The organism is Nocardioides ochotonae (assembly GCF_011420305.2).
Lineage (GTDB): Bacteria > Actinomycetota > Actinomycetes > Propionibacteriales > Nocardioidaceae > Nocardioides > Nocardioides ochotonae.
The window spans coordinates 2997882-3020809 of record NZ_CP061769.1 but is presented as its reverse complement, the minus strand read 5'-3'; the positions used below and the strand labels follow the sequence as shown (position 1 = coordinate 3020809).

Sequence of the window (22928 nt, the reverse complement as noted above, 5' to 3'; positions counted from 1 at the left end):
GCCCATGACGGTGACGGACGAGAGGGTGGTGCCCGACCTGGACGCCTTGACGGGTGCCTGGCTTGGTCGGCTCCAGGAGGCCATGCGAGAGGGTGCGGTCGAGGCGAGCGGTGAGCTGTTCCACGACGACGCCTGGTGGCGCGACCTGCTGGCCCTCACCTGGGACCTGCGGACCGCGCACGGTCACCCCGCGCTGGCCGAGCGGATCTCCGAGGGGCCGCGGGTGGGTGAGGTCTCGCTCGCGCTCGCCGGCCCCGCGACCCTGGTCGAAGCCGGCCGGGAGCCGTGGGTGCAGGCGATGTTCGAGCTCTCCACCCCTGTCGCCCGCGGACGGGGAGTGCTGCGCCTGGTCGAGCGGGACGGCGTGTGGAAGGCGTGGACGCTGCTGACCGCGATGGACGCGCTGGTCGACCACGAGGAGCTGACCGGCGTCCGCCGCCCGATGGGCGGCGCGCAGGGCACCGACAGGACGGCCCGCAGCTGGTCGGAGGAGCGCAGGCGGCAGGAGGAGTTCGAGGACGGCGAGCCCGCCGTGCTGGTCGTCGGGGCGGGCCATGGTGGGCTTGGGCTGGCGGCGAGGCTGGGCTGCCTCGGGGTGTCGACGCTGGTGGTCGACCGCAACCCGCGGATCGGCGACGGCTGGCGCAACCGCTACGACTCGCTGGTCCTGCACGACCCGGTCTGGTACGACCATCTGCCCTACCTTCCGTTCCCGCCGAGCTGGCCGGTCTACACGCCCAAGGACAAGCTGGCCGACTGGCTGGAGTCCTACGCCCGGACCATGGAGCTCAACGTCTGGACCGGCACCGAGCTGGTCGAGAGCGCCCACGAGGGTGAGCAGGGCTGGAGGATCACGCTGCGCCGGGCGGACGGGAGCACCCGCACCGTCCGGCCTCGGCACCTGGTGCTGGCCACCGGGGTCAGTGGCACCGAGCCGAACATGCCGGTCCTGCCTGGGGCCGAGGAGTTCGCCGGCCTGGCGGTCCACTCCAAGGACTTCCCGCGGGGAGCCGACTTCGCCGGGAAGCGGGCCGTGGTCGTCGGCAGCTGCAACAGCGGCCACGACCTGGCCCAGGAGCTCTTCGAGAAGGGTGCCGAGGTGACCATGGTCCAGCGCTCGCCCACCTACGTGGTGAGCGTCGCCGGGTCCGGGCTGGCCATGGCGGGGATGTACGACGAGTCCGGGCCGCCGACCGACGTCGCGGACCTGCTGGGCGCCTCGTTCCCCTTCAACTGTGCTCCGGAGATGCACCAGGCGACGACCGCCGCGATGGCCGAGCACGACAAGGAGATGCTGGAGGGCTTGGCAAGCGCCGGCTTCCAGACCTCCTCGGGCATCAACGGCACCGGAGCGCTGCAGCTCTTCCTGCAGCGTGGCGGCGGCTACTACATCAACGTCGGCTGCTCCGAACTGATCGCGGACGGTCAGATCGCGGTCCGCTCCGGCATCGGGGTCAGTCGCTTCACTCCCACCGGCCTGGAGCTGGAGGACGGCAGCACGCTCGACGCGGACGTCGTCGTCTTCGCGACCGGCTACCAGGGGATGCTCCAGACCGCCCGCCGGCTCCTCGGCGACCAGGTCGCCGACCGGTGCGGCCCCGTGTGGGGCCTGGACGAGGAGGGCGAGCTCCAAGGCGTATGGCGCCGGTCCGGCCACGACGGCCTGTGGTTCATGGGGGGCAATCTCGCGATGGCGCGTTTCTACGGCAAGTTCCTTGCGCTGCAGCTCAAGGCGATGGAAGAGGGGCTGCTCGAGCCCCGCACACTCTCGGAAGGCGGTACGGCATGACCGACACGACCACCAGCCCGGAGCCCTCGGTGTCCGCGGGGGGAGCCGGCCCGCTCGCGGGGAAGGTCGCGCTGATCACCGGCGCGGCCCGCGGCCAGGGGCGCAGCCACGCGCTGCGACTGGCCCGCGACGGCGCCGCGATCATCGCCGTGGACCTCTGCGAGCACATCGGGAGCCTGGACGGGTTCTACGATCTGGCAACGCCCGAGGACCTCGAGGAGACGGTGCGCCAGGTCCGGGCGGCGGGAGGTCGGATCCATGCGGCGCGGGTGGACGTCCGCGACATCGACGCGCTGACCGCGGCGGTCGACGCAGGGGTGGAGGAGCTCGGCAACGTCAGCATCGTGGTCGCCAACGCCGGCATCTTCACCTTCGGTGAGGCAACCCACGAGGTGAGTGCCGACGCGTGGCGCGAGCTGATGGATGTCAACGTGACCGGGGTGTGGCACACCTACAAGGCGGCGGCGCCGCACCTGCTGGCGGCGGGTGCGGGCGGGTCGGTGATCATCATCGCCTCGCTGGCGGGATTCAAGGGCCTGGCCAATGTGGCGGCGTACACCACCACCAAGCACGCCATCGTCGGACTGATGAAGGTCCTGGCCAACGAGCTGGGCCCGCACGGCATTCGGGTGAACACGATCCACCCCAACTCCATCGACACCGACATGGTCAAGAACTCCCGCACCTACCGGTTGTTCCGTCCCGACCTGGACGAGCCGAGGGCGGAGGACGCCGAGGCGGCCTTCGCCGGGCTGAACCCGATGGGCAAGGCCTGGATCGAGCCCGAGCACGTCTCGAACGCGGTGGCGTGGCTCGCCGGACCCGAGTCGTACTACGTGTCCGGCGGGCAGATCCCGGTCGACGGGGGCGCGTCCGTGCAGTGAGTCGAGCCCCGTCGGGGGGCGATGGCGGGTGATGGCCCGGCACGGCGCGTCGTGGACGCGGCGGGCCGGGCCATTGCTCTTGACGTGATGCAAACCATATATATAGTTCTCAGCAATATGGCACCTGCCGCCACGTCCCGAGTCGAGGAGAACCCCATGTCCGACCGCACCGCCGTCGAAGACCTCGCCAACCGCTACTCCCTCGCCTACGACACCGCAGACCTCGAGACGCTCGAGTCGGTCTTCACCGAGGACGCGACCTTCTCGATGGTGATCGCGCGCGGCGACAAGATCTCCTTCGGTCCCCGGGACGCGATCATGAAGCTGATGAGCGACTCGCTGTCCTCGCAGAAGGACCAGCGTCGCCACGTCAACAGCAACCTGATCGTCGAGGGCACCGACGGCGGGGTCACCCGGACCAAGCACTACCTCACCCTGATGGGCACCGAGGACGGTGAGATCAAGCTGCTCTCCGCCGGCGTCTACTCCTCCGAGATCGTCGATGAGGGCGGATCCCCGCGCTTCCGGGTCCTCCACCTCGACCTCGACAAGGCCTACTGAGTCCGTCCAGTCCGACCCCACCCCCGAGGACCACGCACATGAACCAAGGACTCATTCCCGCCAAGTGGGCGCGCCTGACGCCCCACGGACAGGCGATCTTCGACGCGGCCGACGAGCGGCGGGTCACCTGGCGTGACTTCGACGAGCTGGTCCGGCGGATGGCCAACGGGCTGCTGGCTCTCGGTCTGACCAAGGGCGACAAGGTCGCCATGCTGTCGCGCAACTGCGTGGAGTTCCAGGCGCTCTACTTCGCGGCCGGTCGGGTCGGGCTGGTGACCCAGCCGCTCAACTGGCGGCTCGCCACGCCAGCACTGGTCCAGGTGGTGAAGGACGCCGGCCCGAGGATCCTCATCACGCAGGGTGAGTTCTCCGACGTGGCCAAGGAGGTGGAGCGCGAGGTCGACCTCGTCGCCGCACTCTCCTTCGGCCCCGGGTCGGACGGCAGCCTCGACGAGCTGATCGCCGGGTCGTCCGACCTGGAGCCCGTGCAGAGCGCCCAGGTGTCGGAGGACGACCCGTTCTTCCTGCTCTACACCGGCGGCACGACGGGTGACTCGAAGGGCGCGCTGCACACCCATCGAAGCGCTGCGGCCGGCATGCTCAACCAGACGGTGGCCGAGCGGATCGTGTCGACGGACGTCTACATGCTGACCGGGCAGATGTACCACATCCCGATCGTGCTGGCGATGAACTACCTGAAGCACGGCTGCCCACTCGTGCTGATGAACTTCGCTCCCAAGCTCGCCCTCGACCTGATCGAGCACGAGAAGGTCTCGGCGTTCCTCGGCGTCACCACGATGCTCAACTGGATGATGGCCGAGCCCGGCTTCGCCCAGTACGACCTGTCCAGCCTGCGCAACATCCAGTACGGCGGCGGTCCGATGCCGTCCAACATCGTGCGCCAGGCGCTCGACTCCTTCCCGTGCACCCTGATCCAGGGCTACGGGCAGACCGAGGGCACCACGATGACGTTCCTCTCTCAGGAGGACCACCTCGACGCCGTCAACGGCATCCACCCCGAGCGGCTCAAGTCGTGCGGACGTGAGGGCTTCGTGACCAGCGTCCGGGTGGTCGACCTCGACGGCCGCGACGTCCCCAAGGACGGACGCACCCCCGGCCAGATCGTCGTGAAGAGCCCGGCCAACATGGTCGGCTACCTCAACCGATCGGACCTGACCGCGCAGACCCTGCGGGACGGCTGGATGTGGACAGGCGACGTGGCCACCTGGGACGAGGACAGCTACGTCTTCATCGTCGACCGGGCCAAGGACATGATCATCTCCGGCGGTGAGAACATCTACTCCGTGCAGGTCGAGGAGGCCATCGCGACCCACCCGGCCGTGCTGGAGTGCGCTGTCATCGGCGTGCCCGACGAGGAATGGGGCGAGACCGTCAAGGGCTTCGTCGTGCTCAAGCCGGGAATGGAGGCCAGCGAGCAGGAGATCATCGAGCAGGCCAAGAAGCACCTGGCCAGCTACCAGAAGCCGCGCTCGGTCGACTTCGTGGTCGAGCTGCCCAAGGCGCCGACCGGCAAGATCCTCAAGCGCGAGCTGCGCAAGCCGTTCTGGGAGGACCAGGAGCGGAATGTCTGACTCCGGCTATGAGGACCGGGTCGGCCGCGAGTTCCCCGGGGGCGAGTACACCCTCGCCCCCTGGCGGGTCTGGCTGACCGCGGACGTCCTGCTCGACGACCCGTGGGACGAGGTGCCGCACCCGGTGCTCGCCTGGATGGCCGGTGTCGCGGGGTCGGGGATGTCCTGGGACGACCTGTTCGCGTGGTTCGACGCGACCGCGGAGGACGGCCCGATGTTCGGCGAGCACCACACCACCCTGCACCGCCCGCTGGAGGCCGGGGCGACGTACCAGGTCTCCGGTCGGGTGGTGTCGGTCGTGCGCAAGGTCGGGCGGCGGGCCGGGACGATGGACGTCGTCGGCTACGAGCTCGACCTGCATCTGGCCGGCGCGGACGGCAGGGAGCACGTCGCCCGTTGCTACAACTCGATCGTCTTCCCACGGAGGCGCGCATGAGCACGGCAGCGGACGTTGGTCCGGGCACCACGATCCCGTCCCTGGAGCTGGTCGTCGATCCGGAGAAGATGAAGGTGATGACGGCGCTGCTCGCCGACCCCAATCCGATCCACTTCGACACCCGTGCGCTGGCCGCGCTCGGCATGGACGAGCGGCCGGTCAACCAAGGCCCGCTCAACATGGGCTACCTGCAGACGATGCTCGCCCGTTGGGCCGGCGGCCGGGACCGGCTCCTCTCGTTCCGGGTCCGCTTCCAGGGCAACGTCCTGGCCGGTGATCGGGTGCGTGCGCAGGGCCAGGTCGTCGAGGTGCGGGAGACCGAGCGCGGCCGGGTGGCCACCTGCGAGATCAGCCTGGAGGTCGTCGGCGGTGCCGTCGCGCTCTCCGGGACCGCCGACGTGCTCCTGGAGGAGACCGGATGACGCTCACGCACGAACCGTCCGAGGGGCGCCTCGGCTTTCAGCTCGCCTATGGCGACACCGACACAGTCGGCATCGCCTACTTCGACATCTACTACCGGTGGATGGAGCGCTGCTACTCGACCTGGCTCTACTCCTTGGGGATCCGCAGCGGCCAGATGGGCGACGACCTCGGGGTGGTCACGGTCGGGATGAGCTCGGGTTGCCGATACGTCGACACCGTCAAGGTGTTCGACGAGATCGTCTGCCAAGCGGTGGCCGACAGGATCGGCACGACGTCCTACGCCGTGGGCTTCGAGTTCACCCGGGGTGACCACCTGGTCACCAAGGGTCAGATGACCTTCGCGGTCCGGCAGGCCGACGACTTCAGCAAGGCGCCGATCCCCGACCGGTTGCTCAAGGCGCTGGGCGAGCTGCCGAAGCCTCGGTTCGAGGTCCAGGTGTGAGCAAGGCACAGGCGCCGGACGTCGGCGCCTCGGTGCAGCAGCTGCTCGACCGGGAGCAGCTGCGCGACCTGGTGGTGCGCTACGCGCTCGCCGTGGACGACCACGACCTCGACCTGCTGCGCACGATGTTCCACCCCGACGCGGTCTTCGACCGCGACGGGCACCTGGCGCGCGGGTGGGAGGAGATCGGGGAGACGCTGGGCGCCTCGATGGCCGGGTTCCGCCGGATGCTGCACACCCCGCACGCGGCGGTCGTGCAGCTCACCGGGCCGGACGTGGCGTCCGGAGCCTCGAGCGGGCATGCCGAGCTGGTGACGCGTCGCGGCGTGGTGGTCGCGGCGTACCGCTACGCGGACGAGTTCGCTCGCCTCGACGGGCGTTGGGTGTTCACCCGTCGGGCCGTTCGCTTCCTCTATGCCACCTCGGCCCTCGAGTACGCCGCCACCCTGCCGGAGCCGGACCGGGTGCGGTTCCCGGGGGAGGAGCCGAGGGAGTCCCAGGTCCGGCCAAATGATGCGCACGGATATTGACACAATCCTGATAATGATATTCACTCCTCTCCAACCGTGTGACGCAGACCACGGACTGAGGGACCAGGAGTGAAGACGTGTCGGACAACGAAGAGCAGATCCCCGTGCTCGTGGTCGGAGCGGGCCTGTCGGGCCTCTCCACCGCGCTGACCTGCGCCCTCAACGGGCGTCCGGCGATCGTGCTGGAGGCCGCCGAGCTTGTCGGTGGCGCCGCCGCCTACTCCGGCGGCCAGGTCTGGTGCGGCGACAACCACGTGGCCCGCCGCGAGGGGATCGAGGGTGACTCCAAGGCGCTGACCGAGACCTACATCCGCGACGTCGCCTCCCACCTGGCACCGGAGGTCCTGGACGAGCAGGCCCTGCTGCGCTGGATCGACGTCTCGCCGCGGGCGATGCAGTACTTCGAGGATCACGACGCGATCCGGTGGACGGTGATCCCCGGCCTCGCCGACTACCACAACGAGGCCAAGGGCGCGCTGCCCCAGGGGCGCTACCTCACCAACGAGGTGGTCGACGGGAGCGTGCTCGGTGAGTGGCGCGACAAGCTCCGCTACAGCCCCTACTTCCCGGTGGGTCGCACCTACCGCGAGCTGCTGGAGAAGGGGCGTCGGGCGACGTACGTCGACGAGTCCGGCGAGGAGAGGTCGGCCACGAAGCGGTCCCACGCGGGCCTCCCCGCCTTCGGCCTCTCCGACGGCACCGAGTTCGAGAAGGTCGCCGGGTCCGACCCGCTCACCTATGGCACCGGCGTCGTCGCGGGCTTCCTGGCCCGGGCGGCCGCCCACGAGCTGGTCGACATCCGCACCGAGCACCGGGTTGTCGAGCTGCTCACCGAGGACGGCGTCGTCGTCGGCGTGCGGGCCGACACCCCCGACGGCACCGCCGAGCTGCGCGGCCCCGTGGTGCTGGCCACCAGCACCTACGACTGGGACCCCGAGCTGGTCCACGAGATCCTCGGGCTCACCGAGGAGAACTGGGGATCGGTCGCCCCGGAGTCCCTGCGCGGCGACGGGATCAGGCTGGCCCGCCAGGTCGGCGCACAGATCGCCAGGATCCCGGCCAACGCCACGCCGATCCTGCCCGGGTGGCGCTCGCAGGTCGGCACTGGCTTCGGCTACGGACCGGAGTACGCGATGCCGCACTCGATGATCGTCGACCGGCACGGCAACCGCTACTGCAACGACTCCTACTGGGTCGACATCTGCCGGCGCACGCTCGACCCGGACGACACGCACCTGCCGTTCTTCCTGGTCTGGGACGACCAGCACCGGGTCAAGTACGGCCTGGCTGCCACGCCGCCCGGCGGGGACTACCCCGAGGGCTGGGTGCAGTCGGCCGACACCCTCGAGGAGCTGGGCGACCTGCTGGGCATCGACGGCGAGCAGCTCGCCCGGACCGCAGAGCGGTTCAGCGAGTTCGCCGAGCGGGGTGAGGACCCCGACTGGGGCCGCGGCACGGTCGACTACGTCAACAAGTTCGCCGGGGACCCCGACAACACGCCCAGCCCCGTCCTCGGACCGATCGTCCAAGCCCCGTTCCACGGCATCCGGCTCCGCTTCGTCGGCACGGGGATCGGCACCTCGGGTGTCCGGATCGACGGGGACGGACACGTCCTGGACGAAGGCGGGAAGCCGGTGCCCGGCCTCCATGCCGCGGGCTCGGTGGCGGCACTCACCACCACCGGGACCGCCTACAACTCGGGAATCGCGCTCGGGCGCGGACTGACGCTGGCCTACCTGGTCGGTCACGAGCTGTCCGGCGATCCGATCGCCTGACACGCCGGCCCGTCGCGCGGCGACGGGACCGGCACCCAACAACAGCTGGAGGAACAAGATGGGGAGTGGAGCGCTGAGGCGCAGGACCCTGGTGGCCGGAGTGGCCATGGCGACGGTGTGCGGCACGGCTGCCTGCGGCAGCGGCGGCGACAGCGCCGGCGACGGCGGTGACGGCACGATCAAGATCGCGCAGGTGCAGGACCAGACCGGGCCGGTCGCCTACGCGGGTCTGGGTGCCTCGGAGGGTGCCGAGCTGGCGATCGAGGAGATCGAGGAGCAGGGATTCCTCGGTGACGACGTGAAGATCGAGCTGGAGAAGTACGACACCGCCGGCGAGATCGAGCGCGCCTCGAGCGAGATGAACAAGGCGATGGCCGACCGGGACGTCGACGCCGTCCTCGGCCCGGTCTCCACCCAGCAGGCCGCCACCGTGGCCCCGCTGGTGGGCCGCAGCAAGGTGCCGACGATCTTCACCCAGGCCGGCGGCGAGGGAGTGGTGGTCAACGACTACACCTTCCGCGTCACCCCGCCGATGGAGTCCTACTACGCCTCGGTGATGGACTTCCTGGAGGAGGAGGGCGTCAAGACCGCCTCCGTCCTCTACAACGCCACGTTCCCGACCTTCGCGCTGCTCGGCGAGGACGACGTGCCGGCGATGGCTGAGGAGCGGGGCATCGAGATCGTGCAGTCGCTCCCCGTCCAGATGACCACGCAGGACTTCTCCGGTCAGGCGCAGCAGGTCGCCAAGGAGGGCGCCGACGCCCTGGTCATGCTGCTCATCGCCCCGCAGTCGGTGACCGCCCTGGGGCAGCTCAACGACGCTGGCTACGACGGGCAGGTCGTGGCCACCTCGGTGCAGGCGGCCGGCAACATCGAGGCCGCCGGCGACAACGCCAACGGCCTGGTCTATCCGGTGCCGTTCTCCGTGGCGATGGAGGACAAGGAGTCCGACGCGTTCACCAAGGCGTTCCAGAAGAAGTTCGACAAGGAGCCCGACCCGTACGCCGCAGACGGCTACGACGCCGTGTGGTGGATCGCCCGGGCCGTCGAGGCCTCCGGCGACTCCTCGCGCGAGGGCATCCGCAAGGGTCTCGAGGAGATTGCGGGCGACGGCTTCACAGGCGCCATGGGCGACCTGACCTTCGACGGCAACGATGCCCGGATCGACGGCGTCCTGGTGCGCTGGCAGAACGGCAAGGAGACGCTCCTCAAGTGACTCCGGCCCTCCCGGGGTGCGGCGCTCCGATCCACGACCGGCGCGCCGCACCACGCGAGGCTCCCTCCGCTCGCCCGCACAACCGAGAGGAACCCACGTGCAAGACCTGCTGAACGCGGCGACGCTGGGCTCGATCTACCTGCTGTTCGCCCTCGGGATGGCCCTGGTCTGGGGGACCATCGGCATCCTCAACTTCGCCCACGGTGCCACCTTCATGTTCTCGGCCTTCGTCGGCCACATGGTCTCCAAGGAGACCGAGCTGCCCTTCCTCGGCGTCATCGGCATCTCCGTGCTCGTCGGGGCCGTGATCTCCTCGCTCACCCAGCTGCTGGCCTTCCAGCCGATCCTCAAGCGGTCCAAGAGCCAGCACGCGGCCGAGATGCGGATCCTGATCGGGGGCATCGGGGTCGCCGCGATCCCTCTCGCCCTCGCGCAGCGGGAGACCCGCTCGAGCCCGTTCGGGTTCAACAGCAGCTACAAGTCCGAGGTCTTCGAGGTCTTCGGGCTCCGGCTGACCACCACGTCGGCGATCATCATCGTCGCCGGACTGGCGATCGGGATCGGCCTCACCGTCTGGCTCCGCAGGTCGCGCCAGGGCCTGGCCCTGCGCGCCATCGGTGTCGACGCCGAGACCAGCGCCGGGATGGGCGTGAACCGCCCGCTCCTGGCCTTCAGCACGATGGCGGTGGCCGGCGGTCTGGCCGGTCTCGCCGGCGCGCTGCTCACCTTCCACCTCGGGGCCATCGCTCCGGAGACCGGTGACCAGCTGGTCATCAAGGCGTTCGCGATCATCGTGCTCGGTGGCCTCGGCTCGATGCTCGGCACGGTCATCGGCGCCTATGTGCTGGCCGGCGCCGAGACCTTCGTCCTGGTGATGAACTGGGGCACCTGGGTCGACGCGGTCTCCTTCGGGCTCATCTTCCTGATCCTGCTCGCTCGCCCGCAGGGGCTCCTCGGCCGCAAGGAGGTGCGACGTACATGAGCGACTGGTACTACATGAACGTCGTCCTGATCCAGACGACACTGACCACGCTGCTGCTCGCGCTCAGCATCCAGGTGCCGCTGCGCTTCGGGGTCTTCTCCTTCGCCGGTGTCGGTGCCTTCGGCGTCGGCGGCTACGGCGCCGCGATGGCGATGGTCCACCTCGAGTGGTCCACCTGGCCGGCCGTCCTGGCCGGGACCCTGGCCGCGGGAGCGGCGGTCCTCGTGCTCGGCCTGGTCGTCCAGCAGCTCAGCGGCCTCTACATGGGCATGGCGACGATCGCGTTCACGCTGATCGTCTCCGTGGTCGCGGTCAACGGCGGTGACGCCACCGGCGGTGCCGGTGGGCTCTACGGGGCGCTCGGCGAGATCACCATGACCCACATCGTGCTGGTCGTGCTCGCAGTCGTGGCGCTGCTGCAGTGGACCGAGATGAAGGGCCTGGGCCGACGGATCGACACGGTGCGCGAGGACCCGGAGCTGGCCAACGCGCTCGGCATCAACATCGCCGGCTACCGCCGGATGTCGTTCCTCGTCTCCGGGCTGATCGGTGGACTGGCGGGCGCACTCACCACCCTGCTCCGTTCGACGATCACCCCGGCCGAGGTCAACTTCCACCTGGTCATCGTGGCACTGACCGCGATCGTCGTCGGCGGCTCCCGCTCGTGGATCGGGGCCATGATCGGCGCCGTCATCTTCGTCTGGCTGCCGACCGTCCTGTCGTTCGTCGAGGAGTGGGAGAAGGTCGCCTACGGCTTCATCGTCGCCGCGGCCGCGATCTACCTGCCCACCGGCGTGCTCGGGGTCGCGAAGGACTCCTGGCACCGGTTCCGCACCCGAGAAGAGCGGGCCCGCATCGCGGCCGCTCTGCAAGAGACGAGCTGAGGCAGATGACTGACACCACCACGGTGCGCCAGAGGACGGCGCTGCTCGAGGTCCGAGACGTCGCGGTGCACTTCGGCGGCGTCAAGGCCGTCGACGGGATCACCCTGGAGATGCGTCCGGGACAGATCTACGGGGTGCTCGGCCCCAACGGCTCCGGCAAGTCCACCCTGCTCGGGGCGATGACCCGGCTGACCCCGCTCACCCGGGGCCGGTTCGTCCTCGACGGCAAGGACTACACCAAGCGTCCGGCGCGGACGGTCCACCACATGGGGATCGCCCGCACGTTCCAGACCGTACGGCTGCTCGAGGACCGCTCGGTCCGCGACAACATCCTGCTCGGCCAGGACACCCTCCCCAGGCAGCAGCGCAAGGAGGCCGGCGCCCGGGTCGAGGAGGTGATGGAGCGCGTGGGCGTCCGCGAGGTCGCCCAGCTGCGCCCCGACGAGCTCTCCTACGGCATGCAGCGCCGCGTCGAGTTCGCCCGCGCGATCATCGGCCGACCGCGGTTGCTGCTGCTCGACGAGCCGACCGCCGGCATGAACAGCACCGAGCGGGCCGAGATCGGGGTGCTGATGAAGCAGTTGCTCGAGGAGGGCATCACCCAGTTCATCGTGGAGCACGACGTGCAGATGATGGTCGACACCTGCGACTACCTGTTCGCGATGAACTTCGGAAAGCTGATCGCCCAGGGGACGCCGCAGGAGGTCGTGCGTCACCCGGACGTCCAGGAGGCCTACTTGGGGAAGGGGGCGGCCCGCGATGCTTGAGGTGACCGACCTGCACGTCAACTACGGTCCGGTCCGGGCCGTCCACGGGGTCTCCTTCGCGGCACAGAGCGGGAAGATCACCCTCGTCCTCGGGGCCAACGGGGCGGGCAAGACCACGAGCCTGAGGGCCGTGGCCGGCTTCCACCGGCCCGCGTCCGGGACCGTGACCTTCGACGGGCAGTCCCTGGTGGGCACCCCGGCGCACAAGGTGGTCCGCAAGGGGATGACGCTGGTCCCGGAGGGGCGGAAGATCTTCTTCCCGCTCACCGTCGAGGAGAACCTCCGGATCGGTGCGTACGTCGCGCCACGCGGCGGAATCGAGAAGAGCATCGAGGAGATCTACGCCCAGTTCCCGATCCTCGGTGAGCGGCGCAGCTCCCAGGCGGGTCTCCTCAGCGGTGGTGAGCAGCAGATGCTCGCGTTCGGCCGGGCGCTGATGTCGAAGCCCCGGATGATGCTGATGGACGAGCCCTCGATGGGGCTCGCGCCCACGATGGTGGAGCAGGTCCTCACCAGCGTCCGGCGGATGGCGGACCACGGGATCGGCATCCTGATGGTCGAGCAGAACGCCGACGCCGGGCTTCGGATCGCCGACGACGTCGTGGTGGTCAACCGCGGCGAGACGGTGTGGACCGGTCCGGCGTCGGAGGCCAGGGGCAACAAGGCGATCGTGCACGCGATGCTCGGCGAGGCGGCCCTGGATGACGCCTGACCCACGGTCGGAACCGGGCGAGCGGCCGGGGGAGAGACACATCGAGGACCTGGCCGCCGCCCGGCTCGGGGTCACCGAGCAGCGGCAGCTGTGGGATGCGCAGACCGAGTGCGTCCTCACCTTCCTCCAGGACGGGCTTCCGACCGGGGTCGTGATGAGCTTCCAGGTCGACGAGGCGGGCCACTTCTGGTTCGCCACCGTCGAGGGGCGGCGCCAGGTGCGCGGGGTCGACTCCGACCCCAGGGTCGCGGTCGTGGTGTCGAGCATCGGCACCGACCTGCCCGGACGCCGGATGGTCGCCCTGCGCGGCGAGGCGGTGGTGCACCGGGACCGCGAGGTGGTGATGGGCCGGGTGCGCAGGCTGGCCCCGAGACTGGCGCCCGCCGACCCCGACGCCTTCGTCAGGCTGCTGGACAGTCCGAACCGGGTGGTGATCGAGGTGGTGCCGACCGGGGTCACCGCCTCGCACGACTCCACCCGCCTCGCCGGCGACGGCCGGGGCGGAGCGGCGGCGTCATGACCGCGGCGAGCCTGGGCCGCGCCACCACGAGCGAGCCCGGCATCACGAGAGTGCCCAGCATCGGGGACTGGTTGGCCGACGTGGCCGCCGACCCCGCGAGGCAGGGCGCCGAGATCGTCGTCGAGTCCGAGCGGCTCGACGCGCGACGCCTCGACCGGGACGCTTCCTGCGTCGCCGCCGGGCTCCTGTCCCTCGGGCTCGCGCCGGGGGACCGGGTCGCCGTGCTGACTCCCGCGAGCGGCGCGTCGCTGCAGGCGTGGTTCGGGATCGCCCGGGCCGGCCTGGTCGAGGTGCCGCTCAACCCCGCGGCCGGGTCGGTGGTCCTCGCCCACTGCCTGGCCCAGGCGCGGGCTCGTGCGGTGATCTGCGCGCCCGACCTGGTGCCGTTGCTCGCCGAGGCGCTTCCCGGGTCCTCGGTGGAGCACCTCGTGCTGCTGGCCGGTGAGCAGGGGGAGCGCCTCGACGGGTTGCCCGAGGGGCTGTGCACCACCCCGTTCGCCGAGGTGCTCGCCGCCGACGCCGTGGCCCTGCCGCCCGTCGATCCCGGCCAGACCGCGGTGATCCTCTACACCTCCGGCACCACGGGGCCGCCGAAGGGCGTGCGGCTCTCGCACCGCGCCAACGTCAACCTCGCCCGGCACACGGTGGAGCTGATGGGCTACACCGCGCAGGACCGCCTCTACAGCGTCTTTCCGCTCTACCACTCCAATGCCCGCTACTGCTCGGTGATGGCTGGTCTCGAGGCCGGCGCCCGGGTGCTGCTGCACCGCCGGTTCACCGCCTCGCGGTTCTGGGACATCTGCCGCGAGCACGGGATCACCGCATTCAACTACCAGGGCGCGATGGTCAGCATCCTGCACAAGCAGCCGGCCCGTCCCGACGACCGGGCCAACCCCGTCCGGGTCGCGTTCGGTGCGCCCTGCCCAGCGGAGATCTTTGCCGCCTTCGAGGAGCGCTTCGACGTACGCCTGACCGAGATCTACGGCAGTACGGAGGTCTCCCTCGTCTGCGAGATGCCGCCCGAGCGGCGGCGGATCGGCACCGCTGGGCAGGAGTCCCCGCTCTACCAGGTCGCCGTGGTCGACGAGCTGGACCGACCGGTGCCGGCCGGCACCCCCGGACAGGTCGTCGCCCGGCCGAAGAACCCCGGCTGGATGTTCGACGGTTACGACCACAACGCCGAAGCGAGCGTCGAGGCGTGGCGCAACCTGTGGTTCCACACCGGCGACCGCGGCGTCCTGGATGCCGACGGCTACCTGACGTTCCTGGACCGGATGAAGGACACCGTCCGGCGCCGCGGCGAGAACATCTCGACCTGGGAGGTCGAACGGGTCCTCACCGACCATCCCGACGTGGCCCAGGTGGCGGCGTACGGCGTCGACTCCGACCTCTCCGAGGAGGAGGTGATGGTCGCGGTGGTCCCGGCTCCGGGTACCGCCCCCTCCCCGGCGTCCCTGGTCGAGCACTGCCGGGGGCGGCTCACCGCCTTCGCGGTGCCGAGGTTCATCCGCACCGTCGACGCGCTGCCGCTCACCCCGAGCCAGCGGGTGGAGAAGTACAAGCTGCGTGCCGAGGGAGCAACCCCGGACACCTACGACCGGGAGAACCCATGACCATGTCCCGCCCCAGCGAGCGGCCCAGCAGCCTGCCGAGCCACCTCTTGGGCTATGAGCGGTTCCGTCTGGACTCGCTGGACTCCGGCGTGCTCGTGGTGACCATGTCCCGGCCGGAGAAGCTGAACGCGATGGACCAGCAGTGGTTCGCCGAGCTCACCACGCTGATGCAGACGGTGGGCAAGGACCAGGACACCCACCGCGCCGTCGTGCTGACGGGGGAGGGGCGGGCGTTCTCCGCGGGCGGGGACATCGACATGTTCCACGGGCTCGACGGCGACGTCCATCTGGTCCGGCCGCACCTGATGCGGGTCTACCAGGCGTTCCACGCGGTGGAGAAGTGCCCGGTCCCGGTGATCGGGGCGGTCAACGGGATCGCCTTCGGCGGGGGCGCCGAGCTCGCCTTGGCCTGCGATGTCGCGTTCGCCGCGGAGTCCGCGCGGTTCTCCTTCAAGGAGGCGACGGTGGGGCTGCAGCCGGGCTACGGCATCGTCCGCGGCCCGGACGTGATCGGCCGCTCGTGGACCCGCTACCTGGCCCTGAGCGGCCGGACCGTCGACGCGGCCAAGGCGCTGGAGATCGGGATCGTGCAGGAGGTGCACGCCGACGACCGGCTCCTGGCCGCCGCGCTCGAGCTCGCCCAGGAGATGGCGGGGCACTCCGGCCTCGCGGTCCAGGTCGGCAAGGCGTTCCTCAACCGGGGGACCGAGGTCGGCTACCCCGAGTCGGTGGAGGCGATCGCGCTGCTCTTCGGCACGCCCGAGCACCGGCAGGCGGTAGACGCGTTCCGCGCCCGCCGCGGCTGACTCCCGCGCGTCCGTGGGGCACTATGCGTTGCGGGCGGTCGGGATCCGAGGCTATATTGCTGATCATCAACACCATCATTAGGTGGTGAGAAGGAGGTTCCGGTGGGCAGCATCGAGGTGGCCGAGCGCCGCGACGTCGTGTGGATCACGATCAACGCGCCGGAGAGGCGCAACGCCTACGACCTGGACATGGCGCGCGCCATGATCGCCGCGGTCGAGGACGCGGCCGAGGCGAACGCGGTGGTGATCACCGGCGCCGGGGGCAGCTTCTGCGCAGGCGGGGCTCTCACCGAGTTGGGGGAGCCGGACCCGGCGCAGCTGCGTCGCCTCTTCACGACCTCGCTCAGGCTGCTGGACGCGATCCGCGCCTGTCCCCGCCCGGTGATCGCGGCGGTCGACGGTGCCGCGGCCGGCGGTGGCAACGAGCTGGTCGTGGCGTGCGACTTCGCGATCGCCACCGAGCGCTCGACCTTCGGCCAGACCGGTCCCAAGGTCGGCTCCGCCCCGGTCCTGGGCGCCACCAACCTGATGGCCGTCCAGATCGGTGAGCGGCGAGCGAAGGAGATGGCGCTGATGTGTCGGCGCTACTCCGCCACGCAGGCCCACGACTGGGGTCTGGTCAACGAGGTCGTGCCGGACGACGGGCTGGACGCCGCGGTCGAGCGGTGGCTCGACGAGATCGACGCCCTCAGCCCGCGCTACCTCGAGATCGCCAAGACCAGCTCCAACCAGTGGTGGAACCAGTCCAAGGACAACATGGCCGCCAACCTCGGTGCGCTGGTCCAGGCGATAGGCAGCGAGGACATGCTCGAGGGCGCCCGCGCCTTCCTCGCCAAGCGCAAGCCTGACTTCCGCGGCGCCCGTCGCGCCGACAACTCCTGACGAGGGATGGACCCGTGACCTTCCGCCACTACCGCGACCTGAAGCCGACCTTCACCGACCGGAGCCAGTGGGCCCTGCCCACGGTGCTGCGTCACCACGCCGCCGAGCGCCCCGATTCCGTCTGGCTCGACGTCCCGGAGGAGGACGCCACCTGGACCTTCGCCGAGATGCTGGCCTCTGCCGAGCGCGTCGGCCGCAACTTCCTCACCCAGGGCGCCGGAGTGGGCGACCGGGTCGTCCTGGTCGCTGCGAACTCCTCCCGGTTCGTCCGGACCTGGATCGGCAGCGCGGTCGCGGGGCTGGTCGAGGTGCCGATCAACACGGCGTACGAGCACGACTTCCTGGCCCACCAGGTGCGCACCGTCGAGGCGCGGCTGGCGGTGATCGACGACGTCTTCGCCGAGCGGTTCGTCGCGGTCAAGGAGGCCGCCCAGGACATCACCAAGTTCTGGGTGATCGACACCGGCCAGCAGGACAAGGCGATCCAGGTGCTCCGCGAGGCCGGTTGGGAGGCCGCCCCCTGGGACGAGCTCGAGGCCGAGCTGCCCGAGGGCGCCAGTGTCGAGCTGCCCGACGTGCGGCCCCAGGACCTTGCCTCGGTGCTCTTCACCTCCGGTACCACCGGCCCGTCCAAGGGCGTCGCGATGCCGCACGCGCAGATGTACTTCTTCGCCGACGAGTGCGTCTCACTGGTCCGGCTCACCGCCGGCGACGCCTGGATGACGGTCACCCCGCTCTTCCACGGCAATGCGCAGTTCATGGCGGCCTACCCGACCCTGGTCGCCGGCGCACGCTGCGTGATCCGCAGCAGGTTCTCCGCCAGCCGGTGGATCGACCAGATCCGTGAGAGCCGCGTGACGGTCACCAACTTCATCGGCGTGATGATGGACTTCATCTGGAAGCAGGACCGCCGCGAGGACGACGCCGACAACCCGCTCCGGGTCGTCTTCGCCGCGCCCACCGCCGCCACCCTGGTCCAGCCGATGAGGGAGCGCTACGGGATCGAAGCGTTCGTCGAGGTCTTCGGCCTCACCGAGACCTCCGCGCCGATCATCTCGCCGTACGGCGAGGAGCGCCCCGCCGGCGCCGCCGGCCTCGCGGCCGACGAGTGGTTCGACGTTGCGCTGGTCGACCCGGCCACCGACGAGGAGGTCGCGGTCGGCGAGATCGGCGAACTGGTGATCCGGCCGAAGGTGCCGTTCATCTGCTCGATGGGCTACTACAACGCGCCCGAGAAGACGGTCGAGGCCTGGCGCAACCTCTGGTACCACACCGGGGACGCGCTGCGCCGCGACGAGGACGGCTGGTTCTACTTCGTCGACCGGTTCAAGGACGCCCTGCGCCGCCGCGGGGAGAACATCTCCTCCTACGAGATCGAGACCTCGATCCTCTCCCACCCGGCCGTGGTCGAGACCGCGGTGATCGCGGTGCCCGCCTCCACCGAGGCCGGCGAGGACGAGGTGATGGCCTATGTCATCACCCAGAGCGAGGTCACGCCCGAGCAGCTGTGGGAGCACTGCGACGGCCGGATCCCGTCGTTCGCGGTGCCGCGCTACCTGCGGTTCGTCGAGGAGCTGCCCAAGACCCCGTCGCAGCGGGTGCAGAAGGCCAAGCTGCGCGACCTCGGCGTCACGCCGGACACGCACGACCGCACCCCCGACAACCGCTGACCCTGGCCGAGCCCCGTTCGGACCGCCACGCCTGAGGAGCTGACGTGCACCCCTACCGCTCGATCCTGTTCGTCCCCGCACACAAGCCGGAGTGGGCCCGCAAGGCGCTCGCCTCGGGGGCTGACTGCATCGTCGTCGACCTGGAGGACTCGGTCCCGTCCGGCCTCAAGGAGGGGGCACGTCAGACGGCGCGCCAGACGCTCGAGGACCTGCGCAAGGAGTCGCCCGACGTGGGCCTCTTCGTGCGGCCCAACGCGCTGGACACCCGGATGTCGGGCACCGACCTGGAGGCCGTGGTCTGCCCCGCGCTGACCGGCCTCTTCACGCCGAAGATCCGCAACGCCACCGACGTGGTGCGGTGGGAGACGCTGATCGACTGGTTCGAGGCGCGCAACGGCGCCGAGGGCCTGGAGATGATCGTGCCGGTCGAGATGGTCGACGCGATCACCAACGCCTTCGAGATCGCCGGCGCCTCCCCGCGGGTGGGCGCGATGATCGGCCCGACGTCCCAGCACGCCGACATCGCGAAGGCCGTCGGCTACCGGCAGTCGCGCGAGGGCAGCGAGACGCTCTACCTGCGCAGCCGGATCCTGCTCGCCTGCCGGCAGTACGGGCTGCACGCGCTCACGGGTCTGTGGGAGGACCTCGGCGACCTCGAGGGGCTGCGGGAGTTCGCCGACTACGGCCTTCAGCTGGGCTTCCGCGGGCAGATCCTGATCCACCCTTCGCACGTACCGGTGGTGCACGAGGTCTACACCCCCTCCGACGAGGAGGTCGCCCACCACGAGGAGCTGGTGGCGACGGTCGAGAAGGCCGTCGCCGAGGGCCACGGCGCCGTCCGCTTCCGCGGCACGCACGTCGACATCGCGCACATGGAGAAGGCGAAGGATTGGCTCGAGCACGCGCGGCGGGTGCGGCGCGAGGGCTGAGGTTCACTCAGCGGTTGCTCGCGGGGTCAGATCTTGAGGTCGTCGACGGTCCGGGTGATGCTCGCGCCGTCCTTCTCGATGAAGACGATCTGCCCGAACACCAGCTCGGACCAGTCCTCGGTGTCCTCGGTCAGCGGCTCGGAGGCGAAGATGGCGGAGGTCGCCTGGTCGTCGCCGCACTCCTCGAAGCCGTAGGCGCCCTTCTCGGTCTGCAGGTGGCGACCGGTCAGCATGTACATCGGCTCGAGCAGCATGCCGAGGGCGAATTCGTCCGTGCCCGGCTCCGCCTCCCGCAGCTCTCGCCAGTCACCCGCGGGGTCGGTCTCGCCGTGGTGGCCGGTCCCGGTGTTGATCCCGATGACCCGCTTCGGGGAGACGAGGGCCATCTTCAGCTTGGTGAGCTCCGGGATGTCGAGCTTCTGCCGCGCCTGCGCGATCAGCCGCACCGCCTCCTCGACGGCGCGCTTCACGTCCTCGTCGCTGTCGCTCTCCATCAGGGAGAGGAGGAGCACGAAGAAGAACTCGGTGTCGGTGGTGCCGCTCATCTGCGACAGGTACTCGTCCTTGCAGTGCTGCAGCAGCTCGCGCTGGAGGAGCTGCCAGCTCGGGACGTCACCGTTCTGCGCGATGGCCCACGGGGTGCCGTCGAAGATGAAGGGGTGGCAGTTCTCGTCGGCCAGCACGACGTGCGCGTTGTAGTCCGCTGCGCGCACGTGGGCCAGCATCGTGTTGGCCCGCAGGGCCGGGACGACCTTGTGGACGTTGTCGTCGTAGAAGGCGGCCATGGGCCGGTGGTAGACGAAGGGGGTCTCGGGCTCGCAGAAGTGCTCGCTCCACGCGGCGAAGCCCCACCCGGCCAGCTGCAGCTGCGGGTGGGCCTCCGGGTCGAGGGTCTGGTTGATGAGGCTGTTCTCGGGGGTGAGCAACAGGCTCTTCAGGGGGACCTCAGGCCCGACGTAGGCGAGGACACGGCACATGGGGGTTCCTTTGTTGGGGGTCGTGGGTCGGTGTCCGCGCGCGGTCGCGGCGTTCGTCCGAGGTCTCACGAGTGCCCGCAGGGACGGGAAGGCATGCCCGCCCGGACGGCGGTCCGCTGGGGTGACGTGCCCCTGCGCGGACACGCCACGGGGGCCGCCCGATCGCTCGGACGACCCCCGGGTCGTGTGGTGCTGCGTCGGCTCAGGCGTACTGGATGAGCTTCGTCTCGAGAAAGGCGCTGAGGCCCTCGACGTTGCCCTCGCGGCCCAGACCGGACTGCTTGTAGCCGCCGAACGGCTGGACGACGCACATGCCCCAGGTGTTGACCGAGATCTGGCCGGTGCGCACCTGCCGCGCGATCCGCTCGGCGAGCTCGACGTCCGAGGCGTAGACGGCACCCGAGAGGCCGTAGTCGGAGTCGTTGGCGATCTGGATCGCCTCCTCGATCGTGTCGAAGGGGATCACGCAGACCACCGGACCGAAGATCTCCTCCTGAGCGATCCGCATGTCGTTGCGGACGTCGGCGAAGATCGTCGGCGGGACGTACCAGCCCTTCTCCAGGTCCTTCGGCCGCTCACCGCCGGTGACCAGACGGGCGCCCTCCTCGAGGCCCAGCTGGATGTAGCCCTCGACCCGCTCGCGCTGGCGCTCGGCGGCCAGCGGGCCGATCACGGTGTCGGGCTCGCGCGGGTCGCCGACCTTGACGCCCTCGAAGATCCCCTTGAGCGCCTCGACGACCTCGTCCTGGCGGTGCCGCGGCACCACGATCCGGGTGATCGCGGCGCAGACCTGCCCAGAGCTGCCGATGCCGGCGAAGGCCAGCGTGGGCAGCACCTGGTCGAGCGGGATGTCATCGGCGATGATGCCGGCCGACTTGCCGCCCAGCTCCAGGGTGACCCGGGCGATCCGCTCGCCGGCGAGACTCATGATCCGGCGACCGGCAGCGGTGCTGCCGGTGAACGAGATCTTGTCCACGTCTCGGTGCTTCACCAGGTGCTCGCCGACCTCGCGGCCACCGGGCAGCAGGCTGATCACGCCCTCGGGAAGGCCGGCGGCCTCGAGCGCCTCGGCCAGGATCATCGTGCTGACCGGTCCCTCCGGGGCGGGCTTGAGCACCACGGTGCAGCCGGCCGCCAGCGCCGGACCGATCTTCAGCGACGCGGTGGCGACCGGGCCGTTCCACGGGATGATCACCGCTGCCACGCCGATCGGCTCCCGGACGAGCTTGCCGTGGCCGTCCGCCCAGGTGCGCTCCTCCTCGAACTCGAAGCGCTCGTGCAGCGTGGAGGCGTCGCCCCACATCTTGATCGCGTTGCCGTGGAAGGCCTCGCTGATCGCGGCAGGGGCACCGATCTCGGCGGTGAACGCCTCGATCATCTCGGGCAGGCGGTTCTCGACTTCCTTGCCGACCCGGGCCAGGACCTCGGCCCGCTCGGCGGCGCTCATCCGCGGCCACGGGCCCTCGTCGAACGCCCTGCGGGCAGCGGCGACGGCCATGTCGATGTCGGCCTCGCTCGCCTCCGGGACGGTGGCGATGACCTCCTCGGTGATGGGGGAGATGACGTCGATCGTGCGATCGGTGGCGGGCTCGACCCACTTTCCGCCGATGAAGAGCTTGTCGAAGCTCCTGATGGTGCCAGTGCTCATGGGACTTCCTCGATCTCTGTCTCGGGCGGCACGACCGCGCCGCCCATGGCCTCGACCAGCCGGACGGGATCGAAGAACTCGGTGAGCTCGATGATCTTCCCGTTCGTCACGGTCACCTTGGTGATGTAGGTGTTGCGGTACGCCGCCCCTGTGGCGCGCATGGTGGCGTCCGAGGTGTACTCGGCGACGTAGTCGCCGGGTGCCTCGGTCGCCCGGATCACGTAACCCGAGAAGTTGAGCGCGCCCACCATCTCCGGCAGCGCGGCGTAGTAGTCCTCGATCGCCTCCCGACCCGCGACCTCGCGTGGGATCCCCAGGGGCGCGTAGGGGAGCAGCACTCGTCCCTCGTCGTGGAAGAGCGGCGCCACCCGGTCGACGGCCAGCGAGCCCACGGCGTCCAGGTAGGCGGTGATCACCCGCTTGTCGGCGTCACGGGTGCCGGAGGGGCCGAGCCTGGTGGCGGTCATACCGCGAAGCCCGCCATCTCCGGTGTGGTCAGGGGGCTGATCACCCGGCTGGCGATTCGCCAGCCCTGCTCGGTGCGCACGTAGGTGTCCTGGTTGAGGGCGATCGCCTTGAACGTCCCCCCGGCCACCGTCTCGCCCTCGGAGAAGACGTAGTTGGTGCCCTGCGCGTGGTCGGCGTCGAGGAGGTCCACGACGTGGTTGGTGAGGATGTGGAACTGCCGGGCGATCGCCTTGGCGTCGTTCTCGAAGAACTCCCGGATCTGCTCGAGGCCCTCGTAGCGCTCCAGCCCGACCGCCGTGGCGTCCCACACCGCGCCCTCGGCGAAGGCCGAGAGCGCAAGCTCGGGCTCGAAGGTGTCGAGTCCGAGCGCGTAGGTGTGGGTGGCCCGGATGATGTCGAGCTCGTCCTGTGTCGTCGTCACG

At 70.1% G+C, this 22928-nt stretch carries 24 protein-coding genes; 20 read left to right on the top strand and 4 right to left on the bottom strand.

From position 1 onward, the window contains the following. Positions 1-82 precede the first annotated feature (82 nt). The 20 genes from HBO46_RS14695 (at position 83) to HBO46_RS14600 (ending at position 19413) form a co-directional block, all read left to right on the top strand. The gene (locus HBO46_RS14695) at positions 83-1789 is read left to right on the top strand and encodes a flavin-containing monooxygenase (protein ID WP_207950522.1); all 1707 of its coding nucleotides are present in this window, start codon (positions 83-85) and stop codon (positions 1787-1789) included. After that, a complete protein-coding gene (locus tag HBO46_RS14690; RefSeq protein WP_166133016.1) occupies positions 1786-2673 on the top strand; it encodes a mycofactocin-coupled SDR family oxidoreductase in 888 nt (295 codons plus the stop codon). The genes HBO46_RS14695 and HBO46_RS14690 overlap by 4 nt, the downstream gene beginning before the upstream one ends. A 156-nt stretch (positions 2674-2829) precedes the next feature. After that, positions 2830-3234: a nuclear transport factor 2 family protein gene (locus tag HBO46_RS14685; protein WP_166133014.1), complete on the top strand. Its 405-nt coding sequence runs from the start codon at positions 2830-2832 to the stop codon at positions 3232-3234. 38 nt (positions 3235-3272) lie between these two features. Next, a complete protein-coding gene (locus tag HBO46_RS14680; protein WP_166133012.1) occupies positions 3273-4826 on the top strand; it encodes an AMP-binding protein in 1554 nt (517 codons plus the stop codon). Continuing rightward, the gene (locus tag HBO46_RS14675; RefSeq protein ID WP_166133010.1) at positions 4819-5262 is read left to right on the top strand and encodes a hypothetical protein; all 444 of its coding nucleotides are present in this window, start codon (positions 4819-4821) and stop codon (positions 5260-5262) included. The genes HBO46_RS14680 and HBO46_RS14675 overlap by 8 nt, the downstream gene beginning before the upstream one ends. Next, a complete protein-coding gene (locus HBO46_RS14670; RefSeq protein WP_166133008.1) occupies positions 5259-5684 on the top strand; it encodes a MaoC family dehydratase in 426 nt (141 codons plus the stop codon). The genes HBO46_RS14675 and HBO46_RS14670 overlap by 4 nt, the downstream gene beginning before the upstream one ends. Continuing rightward, positions 5681-6127 (top strand): acyl-CoA thioesterase, encoded by a 447-nt coding sequence (locus tag HBO46_RS14665; protein ID WP_166133006.1) that lies wholly within the window; start codon positions 5681-5683, stop codon positions 6125-6127. Before HBO46_RS14670 ends, HBO46_RS14665 begins: the two co-directional genes overlap by 4 nt. Next, on the top strand, positions 6124-6657 hold the full coding sequence (locus HBO46_RS14660; RefSeq protein ID WP_166133004.1) for a nuclear transport factor 2 family protein: 534 nt from the start codon (positions 6124-6126) through the stop codon (positions 6655-6657). The genes HBO46_RS14665 and HBO46_RS14660 overlap by 4 nt, the downstream gene beginning before the upstream one ends. A 77-nt stretch (positions 6658-6734) precedes the next feature. Continuing rightward, the gene (locus HBO46_RS14655) at positions 6735-8432 is read left to right on the top strand and encodes an FAD-dependent oxidoreductase (protein ID WP_166133002.1); all 1698 of its coding nucleotides are present in this window, start codon (positions 6735-6737) and stop codon (positions 8430-8432) included. A 91-nt stretch (positions 8433-8523) separates the two neighbouring features. Then, complete coding sequence (locus HBO46_RS14650) at positions 8524-9648, top strand: ABC transporter substrate-binding protein (RefSeq protein WP_207950523.1); 1125 nt, start codon at positions 8524-8526, stop codon at positions 9646-9648. A gap of 97 nt (positions 9649-9745) precedes the next feature. Further along, positions 9746-10630: a branched-chain amino acid ABC transporter permease gene (locus tag HBO46_RS14645; protein WP_207950524.1), complete on the top strand. Its 885-nt coding sequence runs from the start codon at positions 9746-9748 to the stop codon at positions 10628-10630. Next, positions 10627-11514, top strand: a complete 888-nt coding sequence (locus HBO46_RS14640) for a branched-chain amino acid ABC transporter permease (protein WP_166132996.1) — start codon at positions 10627-10629, stop codon at positions 11512-11514. The genes HBO46_RS14645 and HBO46_RS14640 overlap by 4 nt, the downstream gene beginning before the upstream one ends. 5 nt (positions 11515-11519) lie before the next feature. Beyond that, a complete protein-coding gene (locus tag HBO46_RS14635; RefSeq protein WP_166132995.1) occupies positions 11520-12281 on the top strand; it encodes an ABC transporter ATP-binding protein in 762 nt (253 codons plus the stop codon). After that, complete coding sequence (locus HBO46_RS14630) at positions 12274-12993, top strand: ABC transporter ATP-binding protein (RefSeq protein WP_166132993.1); 720 nt, start codon at positions 12274-12276, stop codon at positions 12991-12993. The genes HBO46_RS14635 and HBO46_RS14630 overlap by 8 nt, the downstream gene beginning before the upstream one ends. Continuing rightward, entirely contained in the window at positions 12983-13513 is a 531-nt protein-coding gene (locus HBO46_RS14625) for a pyridoxamine 5'-phosphate oxidase family protein (protein WP_166132991.1), read from the top strand. The genes HBO46_RS14630 and HBO46_RS14625 overlap by 11 nt, the downstream gene beginning before the upstream one ends. Next, positions 13510-15126, top strand: coding sequence for an AMP-binding protein (locus HBO46_RS14620; RefSeq protein ID WP_166132989.1), 1617 nt, complete (start codon positions 13510-13512; stop codon positions 15124-15126). Before HBO46_RS14625 ends, HBO46_RS14620 begins: the two co-directional genes overlap by 4 nt. Continuing rightward, positions 15123-15932 carry an enoyl-CoA hydratase/isomerase family protein gene (locus tag HBO46_RS14615; protein WP_166132987.1) on the top strand — a complete coding sequence of 270 codons (810 nt, stop codon included), beginning with the start codon at positions 15123-15125 and terminating at the stop codon, positions 15930-15932. Before HBO46_RS14620 ends, HBO46_RS14615 begins: the two co-directional genes overlap by 4 nt. A gap of 102 nt (positions 15933-16034) precedes the next feature. Next, positions 16035-16814: an enoyl-CoA hydratase/isomerase family protein gene (locus tag HBO46_RS14610; protein ID WP_207950525.1), complete on the top strand. Its 780-nt coding sequence runs from the start codon at positions 16035-16037 to the stop codon at positions 16812-16814. Positions 16815-16828: 14 nt separating this feature from the next. Continuing rightward, on the top strand, positions 16829-18484 hold the full coding sequence (locus HBO46_RS14605; protein ID WP_166132985.1) for an AMP-binding protein: 1656 nt from the start codon (positions 16829-16831) through the stop codon (positions 18482-18484). 44 nt (positions 18485-18528) lie between these two features. Then, on the top strand, positions 18529-19413 hold the full coding sequence (locus HBO46_RS14600; RefSeq protein WP_166132983.1) for an HpcH/HpaI aldolase/citrate lyase family protein: 885 nt from the start codon (positions 18529-18531) through the stop codon (positions 19411-19413). Between the two features lie 26 nt (positions 19414-19439). Here the strand turns inward: HBO46_RS14600 and HBO46_RS14595 are convergent, their stop codons facing one another. From HBO46_RS14595 to HBO46_RS14580, 4 genes are all read right to left on the bottom strand, one after another. Beyond that, positions 19440-20390 (bottom strand): class II glutamine amidotransferase, encoded by a 951-nt coding sequence (locus HBO46_RS14595; protein ID WP_166132981.1) that lies wholly within the window; start codon positions 20388-20390, stop codon positions 19440-19442. Positions 20391-20592: 202 nt separating this feature from the next. Continuing rightward, entirely contained in the window at positions 20593-22038 is a 1446-nt protein-coding gene (locus tag HBO46_RS14590; RefSeq protein ID WP_166132979.1) for an aldehyde dehydrogenase, read from the bottom strand. Then, complete coding sequence (locus HBO46_RS14585) at positions 22035-22505, bottom strand: nuclear transport factor 2 family protein (protein WP_166132977.1); 471 nt, start codon at positions 22503-22505, stop codon at positions 22035-22037. The genes HBO46_RS14590 and HBO46_RS14585 overlap by 4 nt, the downstream gene beginning before the upstream one ends. Next, positions 22502-22927: a nuclear transport factor 2 family protein gene (locus tag HBO46_RS14580; RefSeq protein WP_166132975.1), complete on the bottom strand. Its 426-nt coding sequence runs from the start codon at positions 22925-22927 to the stop codon at positions 22502-22504. Before HBO46_RS14580 ends, HBO46_RS14585 begins: the two co-directional genes overlap by 4 nt. Position 22928: the final 1 nt, after the last annotated feature.